12 protein-coding genes and 2 pseudogenes are annotated in these 11,255 nt (G+C 69.8%); 1 reads left to right on the top strand and 13 read right to left on the bottom strand.

Going from position 1 to position 11,255, the window contains the following annotated elements; all coding sequences use genetic code 11:
* From carB to JHC79_RS20070, 9 genes and pseudogenes are all read right to left on the bottom strand, one after another.
* Nucleotides 1-550, bottom strand: a pseudogene (carB, locus tag JHC79_RS20110) (carbamoyl phosphate synthase large subunit); the annotation flags it as partial.
* A complete protein-coding gene (carA, locus tag JHC79_RS20105; protein ID WP_296394141.1) occupies nt 550-1,671 on the bottom strand; it encodes a glutamine-hydrolyzing carbamoyl-phosphate synthase small subunit in 1,122 nt (373 codons plus the stop codon). The pseudogene carB and the gene carA, both read right to left, overlap by 1 nt.
* Entirely contained in the window at nt 1,671-2,180 is a 510-nt protein-coding gene (locus JHC79_RS20100) for a transporter (RefSeq protein WP_296394148.1), read from the bottom strand. Before JHC79_RS20100 ends, carA begins: the two co-directional genes overlap by 1 nt.
* Nucleotides 2,181-2,236: 56 nt before the next feature.
* Entirely contained in the window at nt 2,237-3,544 is a 1,308-nt protein-coding gene (locus tag JHC79_RS20095) for a dihydroorotase (RefSeq protein WP_296394139.1), read from the bottom strand.
* Nucleotides 3,541-4,491 carry an aspartate carbamoyltransferase catalytic subunit gene (locus JHC79_RS20090; RefSeq protein WP_296394136.1) on the bottom strand — a complete coding sequence of 317 codons (951 nt, stop codon included), beginning with the start codon at nt 4,489-4,491 and terminating at the stop codon, nt 3,541-3,543. Before JHC79_RS20090 ends, JHC79_RS20095 begins: the two co-directional genes overlap by 4 nt.
* Nucleotides 4,491-5,072 carry a bifunctional pyr operon transcriptional regulator/uracil phosphoribosyltransferase PyrR gene (gene pyrR / locus JHC79_RS20085; protein ID WP_296394134.1) on the bottom strand — a complete coding sequence of 194 codons (582 nt, stop codon included), beginning with the start codon at nt 5,070-5,072 and terminating at the stop codon, nt 4,491-4,493. Before pyrR ends, JHC79_RS20090 begins: the two co-directional genes overlap by 1 nt.
* 101 nt (nt 5,073-5,173) lie before the next feature.
* Nucleotides 5,174-5,650: a transcription antitermination factor NusB gene (gene nusB, locus JHC79_RS20080; protein ID WP_296394146.1), complete on the bottom strand. Its 477-nt coding sequence runs from the start codon at nt 5,648-5,650 to the stop codon at nt 5,174-5,176.
* Nucleotides 5,651-5,708: 58 nt separating this feature from the next.
* Nucleotides 5,709-6,272: an elongation factor P gene (gene efp, locus JHC79_RS20075; protein WP_296394132.1), complete on the bottom strand. Its 564-nt coding sequence runs from the start codon at nt 6,270-6,272 to the stop codon at nt 5,709-5,711.
* 85 nt (nt 6,273-6,357) lie between these two features.
* The gene (locus JHC79_RS20070; RefSeq protein ID WP_296394130.1) at nt 6,358-7,485 is read right to left on the bottom strand and encodes an aminopeptidase P family protein; all 1,128 of its coding nucleotides are present in this window, start codon (nt 7,483-7,485) and stop codon (nt 6,358-6,360) included.
* A gap of 71 nt (nt 7,486-7,556) precedes the next feature.
* Here JHC79_RS20070 and JHC79_RS20065 point away from each other — a divergent pair, with 71 nt between their 5' ends.
* The gene (locus JHC79_RS20065) at nt 7,557-8,033 is read left to right on the top strand and encodes a B-4DMT family transporter (protein WP_296394127.1); all 477 of its coding nucleotides are present in this window, start codon (nt 7,557-7,559) and stop codon (nt 8,031-8,033) included.
* 23 nt (nt 8,034-8,056) lie between these two features.
* Here the strand turns inward: JHC79_RS20065 and aroB are convergent, their stop codons facing one another.
* The 4 genes and pseudogenes from aroB to JHC79_RS20045 all read right to left on the bottom strand — a co-directional run.
* On the bottom strand, nt 8,057-9,163 hold the full coding sequence (gene aroB / locus JHC79_RS20060) for a 3-dehydroquinate synthase (RefSeq protein ID WP_296394125.1): 1,107 nt from the start codon (nt 9,161-9,163) through the stop codon (nt 8,057-8,059).
* The gene (locus JHC79_RS20055; protein ID WP_296394143.1) at nt 9,160-9,696 is read right to left on the bottom strand and encodes a shikimate kinase; all 537 of its coding nucleotides are present in this window, start codon (nt 9,694-9,696) and stop codon (nt 9,160-9,162) included. The genes aroB and JHC79_RS20055 overlap by 4 nt, the downstream gene beginning before the upstream one ends.
* Before the next feature lie 50 nt (nt 9,697-9,746).
* On the bottom strand, nt 9,747-10,955 hold the full coding sequence (gene aroC / locus JHC79_RS20050; RefSeq protein WP_296394123.1) for a chorismate synthase: 1,209 nt from the start codon (nt 10,953-10,955) through the stop codon (nt 9,747-9,749).
* A gap of 49 nt (nt 10,956-11,004) precedes the next feature.
* A pseudogene (locus JHC79_RS20045) lies at nt 11,005-11,255 on the bottom strand (prepilin peptidase); the annotation flags it as partial.

Raw genomic sequence — 11,255 nt, 5'->3', positions numbered from 1 at the left:
AGCCCAGCCCGCCCATGGTGAACGACGGCCGGACCACGACGGGATACCCGAGTTCGGCGACCGTGTCATGACATTCGGCCATGGTGAAACACACGCGCGAGCGAGCGCTCTCGCCGCCGACCTTGGCGACGATGTCCTTGAACTTCTGCCGGTCCTCGCCGCGCTGGATGGCCTCGAAGTCGGCGCCGATCAGCTCGATGTCGTAGCGCTCGAGGATGCCCTGCTCGTGCAGTGCGACGGCGCAGTTCAGCGCGGTCTGTCCGCCCAGCGTGGCCAGGACGGCGTCGATCGGATGGCCGGCGTCACGCTCGGTGGTGATGACCTTCTCGACGTATTCGGCGGTGATCGGCTCGATGTAGGTCGCGTCGGCGAACTCGGGGTCGGTCATGATCGTGGCCGGGTTCGAGTTCACCAGGCTGACGCGCAGCCCCTCGGCGCGCAGGACGCGGCACGCCTGGGTTCCGGAGTAGTCGAACTCGCAGGCCTGTCCGATGACGATCGGACCCGACCCGATCACCAGGACGTGGGAGATGTCGGTGCGGCGGGGCATCAGGCACGGGCTCCTTGCATCACGGTGGAGAAACGGTCGAAGAGGTAGGCGGCATCGTGCGGACCGGCTGCGGCCTCCGGGTGGTACTGCACCGAGAACGCCTGGCCGTCGAGGAGTTCGACGCCCTCGACGGTGCCGTCGTTGGCGCAGGTGTGGCTCACGCGGGCGCGCCCGAAGTCGGTGTCGAACTCCTCGCCCGCCTCACCCTCGAGGGCGAAGCCGTGGTTCTGCGCGGTGATCGAGACCAGTCCGGTCGTGTGGTCGATGACCGGGATGTTGATGCCGCGGTGACCGAACTTCATCTTGTACGTTCCTCGGCCCAGTGCGCGGCCGAGGATCTGGTTGCCGAAACAGATGCCCAGCAACGGGATCCGTTGTTCGAGCACGCTGCGGGTCAGTGCGACCGCGCCGTCGGCGGTGGCCGGGTCCCCCGGTCCGTTGGACAGGAACACCCCGTCGGGCGCGAGGTCGATGACGGCCTGCGGGTCGACGGTCGACGGGAACACGTGCACTCGGACACCGCGCTGGGCGAACATGCGCGGGGTGTTGGTCTTGATGCCGAGATCGATGGCGGCGACGGTGAACCGATGCTCCCCATCGGGCTCGACGACGTAGTCGGCGTCGGTGCTGACCTCACCGGCGAGATCGGCACCGGCCATCGACGGGGCCGTGCGGACCCGCTCGAGCAGGACGTCGGTCTCGGCGAGGGCATCCCCGGAGAAGACCCCTGCGCGCATCGACCCGTGGTCGCGGAGCACCCGGGTCAGCGCGCGGGTGTCGATGCCGGAGATCCCGACGATCCCCTGCCGCACCAGCTCCTCGTCGAGGGTGCTGGTGGCGCGCCAGCTCGACACTCGGCGGGTCGGGTTGCGCACGGCGTAGCCGGCGACCCAGATCTTGCCGCCGCGGCTCTCGTCGTCGGCCGTGTTCCAGCCGGTGTTGCCGATCTGCGGCGCGGTGGCGACCACGATCTGGCGGTGGTAGCTGGGGTCCGTGAGCGTCTCCTGGTACCCGGTCATCGCGGTGCAGAACACCGCTTCGCCCAGGGTCTGACCGGTGGCGCCGTAGGCCTGACCGGTGAACACCTGCCCGTTCTCCAGTATCAATAGGGCGGAGGTCATCAGTGGTCGTCCTTCGATGTCTCGTCGGCGGTCGGGGCTGCCGCGTCGCCGGGTGTGGATGTGTCGGATTCGGTGGGCGTCACCGCGCGGGGGTCGAGCGCCGTCCAGTCGGGGTAGCGCAGCTTGTCGTCGCCGCGCAGGCCCGAGTCGATCTCGGTGCCCGAGGGCAGCGTCCACCGGATGACGAGCACGCCGTCGGCGGTCATCACCTTGCCCGCGAGCCCGCGCTCGGTGCGGATCGCGGTGATCGATTCGCGGGGGATCCAGATCGGGTTCGCACCGGACCGGCTGATCAGGATCCCGGTGTCGAAGTTCGAGAACTCCGCTGACGCGCGGTCGCCGTAGTCGCCGACCGCGACGCGGTCCTGCCAACTCGGTGCGACCGTCGACCCGACGTAGACGCCGGTGTCGGGGCCGAGCAGGAGGACACCCGGGTCGGTCGGGACGTCCGGGAAGGCACCGATGACGTCCTGCTGACGTCGTCCGCGGTTGCGCCAGCCGAGCAGCATGAGACCGACGATGCCGCCCCACGCCACGACCACGATCGCGATGATCACGATGGAGTTCACCGGAAACGCACCTCTCCGTCGATCGCGGTGACCCGCCCGCGCAACACGGTCGCGACCACCCGCGCGGGCAGGGTCATCGAGTCGAACGGCGTGTTCGCCGACCGGCTCGCCAGTGCCGACGCGTCCACCGTCCAGGTGGCGTCCGGGTCGACGACGGTCAGGTTGGCGGGTTCACCGACCGCGATGGGACGGCCCTGGTCGGGCAGTCCGACGATCTCCGCGGGCCGTTCACTCATGACCCGGGCGACGCCGCGCCAGTCGAGGGCCCCGTCGACGACCATGGTCGCGGCGATGACCGACAGCGCCGTCTGCAGACCGAGCATGCCCGGCCGGGCCGCGGCGAACTCGCAGCACTTCTCCTGCTCGGCGTGCGGTGCGTGGTCGGTGGCGACACAGTCGATGACGCCCTCGGCCAACGCCGCGCGCAGGGCGACGCAGTCGGAGTCCTCGCGCAGCGGCGGGTTCACCTTGTTGACGGCGTCATAGGTCTGCAGTCGCGAGTCGTCGAGCAGCAGGTGGTGCGGGGTGACCTCGGCGGTGATGGCGATGCCCTGCGCCTTGGCCCAGCGGAGCAGTTCCACCGTGCCCGCCGTCGAGGCGTGACAGATGTGCACGCGCCCGCCGGCATCGCGTGCCAGGATCGCGTCGCGGGCGACGATGGACTCCTCGGCCGAGCGCGGCCAACCGGCCAGGCCGAGACGCGCCGCGTTCGGTCCCTCGTGGGCGATCGCGCCCACGGTCAGCCGGGGTTCCTCGGCGTGCTGGGCGATCAGGACGCCGAGCCCGCGCGCGTACTCCAGTGCGCGGCGCATGAGCAGCGGATCGTGTACGCATCTGCCGTCGTCGCTGAACATCTTCACGCGCGCATCGCCGTCGGCCATGGCGCCGAGCTCGGCGAGCTGGGTGCCCTGCAGCCCGACGGTCACCGCGCCCACCGGATGGACGTCGACCAGGCCGACGGCCTGACCGCGTCGCCAGACGTGGTCGGTGAGTACCGCGGTGTCGGCGACGGGGTCGGTGTTGGCCATGGCGAACACGGCGGTGTAGCCACCGAGAGCCGCTGCCGCCGAACCGGTCTCGATGGTCTCGGTGTCCTCGCGACCGGGCTCGCGCAGGTGGGTGTGCAGGTCGACGAAGCCGGGCAGCAGCACGCCGCCACGACCGTCGATCACCTCGTCGACGCCGTCGGCCAGACCGGGACCGATGTCGGTGATCTCGCCGTCGGCGATCACCACGTCCACCGGGTCGCCCTCGCCGTAGAGCCGTACGTCGGCGATCACCAGCGAGCCGCTCGCGCGCGTCATATCCCGCCACCTTCCGAGTCGTCGGTCCCGACGAGGAGTCGGAACAGCACCGCCATACGCATGTGGACTCCGTTGCTCACCTGCTGCAGCACCGTGGCGCGCGGTGAGTCGGCCACCGAGTATCCGATCTCCATGCCGCGCAACATCGGTCCGGGATGCAGCACCACCGCGTGGTCGTCGAGCATCGCCATGCGTTTGTCGTTGAGCCCATAGCGGATCGAGTACTCGCGGGCCGATGGGAAGAACCCGCCGTTCATGCGTTCGGCCTGTACCCGCAGCACCATCACGGCGTCGAGTCCGGGCAGCACGGCGTCGAGATGATGTGACACCTCGACCGGCCACGACTCGACACCGACCGGCAGCAGTGTGGGGGGCGCGACGAGCACCACGTGCACGCCGAGCATCGCGAGCAGGTGCGCGTTGGACCGCGCCACACGCGAGTGCAGGATGTCGCCGACGATCGCCACGCGTGCACCGTCGAGCGATCCGAGGCGTTGGCGCAGCGTCAACGCGTCGAGCAACGCCTGGGTCGGGTGCTCGTGGGTGCCGTCGCCGGCGTTGATGATCGCCGGGCCGCCACCGTCCTCGTCGGTCCACCGGGCGATCTGATGGGCCGCGCCGGACGCGGGGTGTCGGATGATGAGTGCGTCGGCACCCGCGGCGTGCAGGGTCTTGGCGGTGTCGCGCAACGACTCCCCCTTGCCGACCGATGAGGTCGACGCGCTGACGTTGATCACGTCGGCGCTCATCCACTTGCCCGCGACCTCGAACGACACCCGGGTGCGGGTGGAGTTCTCGTAGAACATGGTCATCACGGTGCGTCCGCGCAGGGTGGGCAGTTTGCGGACCTCGCGGCCGACGAGCGCCTGCTCGAACCGCTCGGCCTCGTCGAGCAGACCGACGGCCTCGGAGACGTCCAGGTCGGTGACCGACAACAGATGTCGCATCAGAGACCTCGCCGCTCGCCCAGCAGTACCTGATCGATGCCGTCGTGCTCGTCGAGCTGCACCGAGACGTCCTCCGAGCGCGAGGTCGGGATGTTCTTGCCGACGTAGTCGGCGCGGAACGGCAGTTCACGGTGGCCGCGGTCGATGAGCACGGCCAGCTGCACCGCCGCGGGGCGACCGAGGTCGCGGAGTGCGTCGAGCGCGGCGCGGATGGTGCGCCCGGAGTACAGGACGTCGTCGACGAGGATCACCAGCGCGGAGTCGACACCGCCCGGAGGGACCGACGTCCGTTCGAGCGGGCGGTGCGGCTTGGCCCGCAGATCGTCGCGGTAGAGGGTGATGTCGAGGAACCCGACCGGGATGTCGACTCCGGAGAACTCCTGGATTCGGGCGGCGAGTCGCCGCGCGAGACTGATCCCGCGGGTGGGGATCCCGATGAGGATGACCCGTGGGGCGTCGGGGGCGTCGACGGCGGTCTTCTCGATCACCTGATGCGCCATGCGAGCGATGGTTCGGGTCACGTCCCCGGCGTCGAGGAGAACTCGAGAGGTGCCGGGAGCGCCGTCAGTCGGTGTCACCAACCGACCTCCTTCTCCGCCTCACTGGACGGATCGTTAAAGGATGTCTGTCGTCGAGAACCCTAGCAGTCGTGGCGCGCGGAGCCCGGATCGTGCGAGGTGGATCACTCGCCGTCGGGATCGGCGGCCGGAGCGGTGGCCTGGGCCGCGGCACGCACCTGCGGGGCGAGTTCGACGATGCGCCCGAGGACGCCGTTGACGAACGCGGGTGAGTCGTCGGTGGACAGTTCCTTGGCCAGTTCCACGGCCTCGTCGACCACGACGACCGGTGGGACGTCATGGGTGTTGAACAGCTCCCACGCGGCCAGGCGGAGGATCGCACGGTCGACGGCGGGCAGCCGCGGCAGCGTCCACTCCCGCAGGTGCGACTCGAGCACCGCGTCGATCTGCGCGTGGTCGGTGGCCAGGCCCTCGATGACGCGCGCGGTGTACGGGTGGATCATCCCGATGCTCTCGTCGTCGACGACCAACTCACGCCGCTGCACTACGAGGTCCATCGGGGCGACGTTCTTGGCCTCGGCCTCGAACAGCAGGTCGACGGCGCGTTGGCGTGCCTTGTGCCGTGTCCCGGGCTTCTTCACCGGATCACGGGTCGGGTGCAGCGCACCGATCGCACCCACCTCGGGGTTGCCGCACGGATCACGAGTTCACGCGCCCCAGATAGTTTCCGTCGCGCGAGTCGACCTTGAGCTTGTCGCCGGTGTTGATGAACAACGGGACGGCGATCTCGGCGCCGGTCTCGAGCGTCGCCGGCTTGGTCCCGCCGGTGGAGCGGTCGCCCTGTACGCCGGGGTCGGTGTGCGACACGATCAGCTCGACGGTGACCGGCAACTCGACATAGAGCGGGTTGCCCTCGTGCATCGCGACCTGCACGCGCATCTCCTCGAGCAGGAAGCGGGACTCGTCGCCCATGGTCTGCGGCGAGATCGAGACCTGCTCGTAGTTCTCGGCGTCCATGAACACGAAATCGGAGCCGTCGTTGTACAGGTAGGTCATGTCGCGACGATCGACCGTCGCGGTCTCCACCTTGACGCCGGCGTTGAACGTCTTGTCGACGGTCTTGCCCGACAGCACGTTCTTGATCTTGGTGCGCACGAAGGCCGGGCCCTTGCCGGGCTTGACGTGCTGGAACTCCTGGATCTGCCACAGCTGATCGTCCATCCGGAGAACCAGGCCGTTCTTGAAATCTGCGGTACTTGCCACGTGTGTCTCTTCCTCTCACCCGATCATCGGGCGCACGGTCCGCGCGCGAGCGCGCCTTGAGGTCACCCAGACGCGCGTGGCGCGCCTAGATGACCGTGAATGTCTTGTCGGTGGTGGTCAGGAGCTCGGGAGCGCCCGCACGGACCACCAGCGTGTCCTCGATACGGACACCGCCTCTGCCGGGCAGATAGACACCGGGTTCGACGGTGACTGCCGCACCGCATGGCAGTGTACCCGTCCCCAACTTGCCGATTCCCGGCGCTTCGTGGATCTCCAGACCGACGCCGTGGCCGAGCCCGTGCACGTAGTTCTCCCCGTAACCGGCGTCGTCGATCACCGATCGCGCCGCCGCATCGACCTCGACCACCGGCGCGTCGGGGGCCAACGCGGCCCGTCCGGCGGCCTGGGCGGTGGCGACGAGTTCGTAGATCTCGTGCTGCCAGTCCGCGGCCGACCCCAGCACGTAGGTGCGGGTCATGTCGGAGTGGTAGCCGCCGACGACGGAACCGAAGTCGATCTTGACGAAGTCCCCGGTGGCGAGGATCGCGTCGGTGGGGCGGTGATGCGGGACGGCGGAGTTGGCGCCGGCGGCGACGATCGTCTCGAACGAGATGTCGTCGGCGCCGCAGGCGTACATCTCCCACTCGAGGCTGCGCGCCACCTGACGTTCGGTCTGTCCAGGGGTGATGACCCCCCGCTCGATGATCGTGGCCAGCGCGACGTCGGCGGCCTGGCAGGCCTGCCGCAGCAACTCGACCTCGCCGTCGTCCTTGACCATCCGCAGGTTCTCGACCGCCCGCCCGAGCGCGACGAGCCGGACCGACGGCTCCGATCCGTCGGTGCGGTCGGTCAGCGCCCGCCATGCGGTGACCGTGAGCGCGTGCTCCTCGACGGCGACGGTGGGGCCCGCCGGCGCGACGAGGTCGAGCAGGGTGGCGGGGCAGTCGCGACCGATGACCGCCTCGACGTCGGGAACCTGCTCCCCGACCTGGGTCTCGTAGCGGCCGTCGGTGCAGATCCGGTCGTCCGAGGCCGACGAAGAGACGAGCAGCGCGGCGTTGGAGCCGGTGAAACCGGTCAGATACCGCACGTTGACGAGGTCGCTGATCACCGCGGCGTCCGCCCCGAGGGTCGCGATGTGTACGCGGAGCAGGTCCCGTCGTGCCTGGTGGGCGGCGTGTGGATCGGTCACCGAAGGCGTCAGCGCGGTCATCGGGACAACGGTACCGGTGCCAAGTGTGTGTTGGCGCACACGCCGCAGCACCCGTTGGGTACGCTTCGCCCATGGTTTCGTGGTTGCTACGCGGTCTGTCGATGTCGGCCGTGCACATCGTCGCTCGAGTTCTGCTCGGAATGGCGATCGTTCACTCCCCGCTGCACGGGTCGTTGTGGAAGACGGCCGCGGTCGCCGCGGTCGTGCTGATCGCCCTGATCTGGGGCGGCGTCGACGGCATCATCGACGGTCGCGCACACGATGATCCCGACGACTACGCCGATCTCACGGTGATGTGGCTCAAGGCCGGTGTGCTCGCCGGTGTCGTCTCCGGAATCATCTCCTGGGCCCTGAGCAACTACGTGTTCGGCGGCATGGGGCAGAACAGCTTCTTCGTCGAACTCTTCGCCGGCGGATCGTTCACCGCGCTGCTGGTCTTCGTGCCCGCCCTGACCGGCGTCGGTGTCGGCCGTTTCCTGGCCCACCGTCAGTCCCGCAAGGACGCCCGCAACGCGCAGGACGACACCCGCGAGCACCAGACCGCCTGATCCCCCGGCCGGTCCGTCGGGGGTCAGAGCAGGACGGGTCCCGACGGTGATGCGGTCCGCGCGATCGCCCCGTACGCAGCGACCAGCAGGCTCGGATCCGGTCCCTCGAGCCGTCCGGGCTTGGCCAGCCCGTCGAGCACCACGAACCGCAACACACCCGAGCGGTTCTTCTTGTCGCCCGACATCGTCGTGAGCAGATCCCCGAACGCGTCGTCGTCATAGCCTGTGGGCAGACCGACCGACTCGAGGATCTCGCGGTGCCGATCCGCGGTCGCGTCGTCGAGCCGACCCGCCAGCCGACCCAGTTCGGCGGCGTAGACCAGCCCCACCGACACCGCCGCGCCGTGGCGCCAGCGGTACTGCTCGCGTCGCTCGATGGCATGGGCCAGGGTGTGGCCGTAGTTGAGGATCTCCCGCAGCGACGACTCGCGCAGATCGGCGGCGACGACGTCGGCCTTGACCTGGACCGACCGACGGATGAGCTCGGGGAGAACGGTGCCGAGGGGGTCGCGCGCGGCAACCGGGTCGGCCTCGATGAGCGTCAGGATCTCCGGGTCGGCGATGAAACCGGTCTTGATGACCTCGGCGAGCCCGGCGATGATCTCGTTGGGCGGGACCGTCTCCAGCGTCGCGGTGTCGATCAGCACCGCGCGGGGCTCGTGGAACGACCCGACGAGGTTCTTGCCCGCATCGGTGTTGATCCCCGTCTTGCCGCCGACAGCCGCGTCGACCATCCCGAGCAGGGTCGTCGGGATGTTGATCACCGGCACCCCGCGCATCCAGGTCGCCGCGACGAATCCGGCGAGGTCGGTGGCCGCTCCCCCGCCCAGACCGATCACTACATCGTTGCGCTTCATGCCGATCCGGCCGAACACCTCCCAGCAGAAGGCGGCGACCGAGAGATCCTTGCCGGCCTCGGCGTCGGGTATCTCGATGCGGTGCGCGTCGAAACCGGCACCGGCCAGGGCCTCGCGGACCGCCTCGGCCGTGGCCATCAGTGGCGGTTGGTAGAGGATCGCGACCGAGTCGGCCCCGGCGGCGGCCTCGACGACGTCGGTGAGCAGTCCACGGCCGATGACGACGTCATAGGGACGCTCGGTGGCGACGTGGATGCGGATGGGCTCGGTCATGGCGGGGATCCTTCGTCTCGGAGCGTCGACGCGGGGCGTACCCCGAGCGCGCGCGCGATCTCGTCGGCCAGTGCCGCGGGGGCACGGCCGGTGGTGTCGGTGGTGATGTCGGCGACCTGTCGGTAGGTCGCCGCACGTTCGGTGAGCAGAGCGCGGTATCGGTCCTCCGGGGAGATGCCGGCGGATCCTGCCACCGGCCCCGGACGCAGCAGGGGGCGTTGGGAGGATCGGACCCGCGCGAAACCGGCCTCGGGCGTGACGGAGAGATGGACCACACGGTGACCGGCGAGGGCCGCGCGTACCGCCGGGGTCATGACGGCCCCGCCGCCGAGCGCGACCACACCGGGGTGGGTCGCGAGCACGTCGGTCACCACCTGCGCCTCCACCTCACGGAAGTGCTGCTCACCCTCGTCGGCGAAGATCTCGGCGACACTGCGCCCGGCCCGGGCCACGATCTCGTGGTCGGTGTCGCAGAACCCGACGCCGAGCAGGTCCGCCAATGCGAGGCCGACGGTCGACTTGCCCGCGCCCATGAACCCGATGAGCACGGCCACCGGGGCGTGTTCCGGCACGGGTGCACCGGTCACGGTGTCGTGGTGTGGTCCGTGCCGGGGAGTCGCGCGGCGGCACGCTCGCGGTACCGGCGCACGTTGTCGGCGGTCTCGATGACCGAGTCACCACCGAACTTGTCGAGCGCGGCCTGCGCGACCACGAGCGCGACCATGGCCTCGGCGACCACACCCGCGGCGGGCACCGCACAGACATCGGATCGCTGGTGGATGGCACTGGCCTGCTCACCGGTGGCCATGTCCACCGTCGCGAGTGCCTTGGGAACGGTCGAGATGGGTTTCATGGCCACCCGCACGCGTAGGGCCTCGCCGTTGGTCATGCCACCCTCGAGTCCGCCGGCCCGGTTGGTCGAGCGCAGGACGCCGTCAGGTCCGGGGACCATCTCGTCGTGGGCCTGACTGCCGCGCCGACGCGCGGTGAGGAAGCCGTCGCCGATCTCCACGCCCTTCATCGCCTGGATGCCCATCAGGGCGCCGGCCAGGCGGGCGTCGAGACGGGTCTCGCCGCTGACGTGGGATCCGAGACCGACGGGCAGTCCGGTCACGACGACCTCGACCACACCGCCGAGGGTGTCCCCCGCTTTCTTGGCCGCCTCGATCTCGGCGATCATCGATGCCTCGGCCTCGGCCGACGCCGCACGTACCGGGCTGGCGTCGATGCGGTCGAGATCGTCGGGCCCGGGGGTGGCGCCGTCGAACGGCTCGGACGCGCCGATGGAGATCACGTGGGACACGACGTGCGCGCCGAGCACCTGCGCGAGGAAGTTGCGCGCGACGGTGGCGGCGGCGACCCGGGCCGCGGTCTCGCGGGCGCTGGCCCGCTCGAGCACCGGACGGGCGTCGTCGAAGTCGTACTTGAGCATCCCGGAGTAGTCGGCGTGGCCGGGCCGGGGACGGGTCAGCGGCGCGTTGCGCGCGACGTCGGCCAGTTCGGCGGGGTCGACCGGGTCGGCCGACATGACGGTCTCCCACTTGGGCCATTCGGTGTTGGCGATCTCGATCGCGACCGGTCCGCCCTGCGTGCGGCCGTGCCGGACGCCGCCGAGAACGGTGACCTTGTCGGCCTCGAATTTCATCCGCGCACCGCGCCCGTAGCCGAGGCGGCGACGTGCGAGTTGGGACGAGATGTCGTCGGTCGTGACCTCGACCCCGGCGATCATCCCTTCGACGAGGGCGACCAGGGCGGGGCCGTGGGATTCTCCAGCAGTTATCCAGCGCAACACGAGTTCCTATTGTTCCACGTGGTGCACCGTGCCCCGAACGCGCGGCGTCTCAGACCCACACACCGCCGATCGCGACCGCTGCGACCGCCAGAGCGGGACCGTGCGCCACGCCCGCTCCCCGCGGCGAGCGACCCCGCAGCGCGATGACCGCGAGTGTCACGAGAGCGGCCGCTGCGACCACCAGCAGAGCGAGTGCCGGATCCCCCACCACCCCGCCGAGTGCGACGGCCAACTTGAGATCGCCACCGCCACAGGCCCCGAACGTGGTCGCGACGAGATACGGCGCGGCCAGCACCAGGA

Source organism: Williamsia sp. (genome assembly GCF_016462415.1).
In the GTDB taxonomy this organism is placed as follows: domain Bacteria; phylum Actinomycetota; class Actinomycetes; order Mycobacteriales; family Mycobacteriaceae; genus Williamsia_A.
This window is presented reverse-complemented; position numbering and strand designations above follow the sequence as displayed.

Bases quoted from the DNA above. Each gene is read 5' to 3' on its own strand.
- JHC79_RS20100 (WP_296394148.1), bottom strand. From the start codon at position 2,180: ATGCTGCTCGGCTGGCGCAACCGCGGACGACGTCAGCAGGACGTCATC.
- JHC79_RS20090 (WP_296394136.1), bottom strand. From the start codon at position 4,491: ATGCGACATCTGTTGTCGGTCACCGACCTGGACGTCTCCGAGGCCGTC.
- JHC79_RS20065 (WP_296394127.1), top strand. From the start codon at position 7,557: ATGGTTTCGTGGTTGCTACGCGGTCTGTCGATGTCGGCCGTGCACATC.
- carA (WP_296394141.1), bottom strand. From the start codon at position 1,671: ATGACCTCCGCCCTATTGATACTGGAGAACGGGCAGGTGTTCACCGGT.
- JHC79_RS20095 (WP_296394139.1), bottom strand. From the start codon at position 3,544: ATGACGCGCGCGAGCGGCTCGCTGGTGATCGCCGACGTACGGCTCTAC.
- JHC79_RS20055 (WP_296394143.1), bottom strand. From the start codon at position 9,696: ATGGGCGCGGGCAAGTCGACCGTCGGCCTCGCATTGGCGGACCTGCTC.
- JHC79_RS20070 (WP_296394130.1), bottom strand. From the start codon at position 7,485: ATGACCGCGCTGACGCCTTCGGTGACCGATCCACACGCCGCCCACCAG.
- aroB (WP_296394125.1), bottom strand. From the start codon at position 9,163: ATGACCGAGCCCATCCGCATCCACGTCGCCACCGAGCGTCCCTATGAC.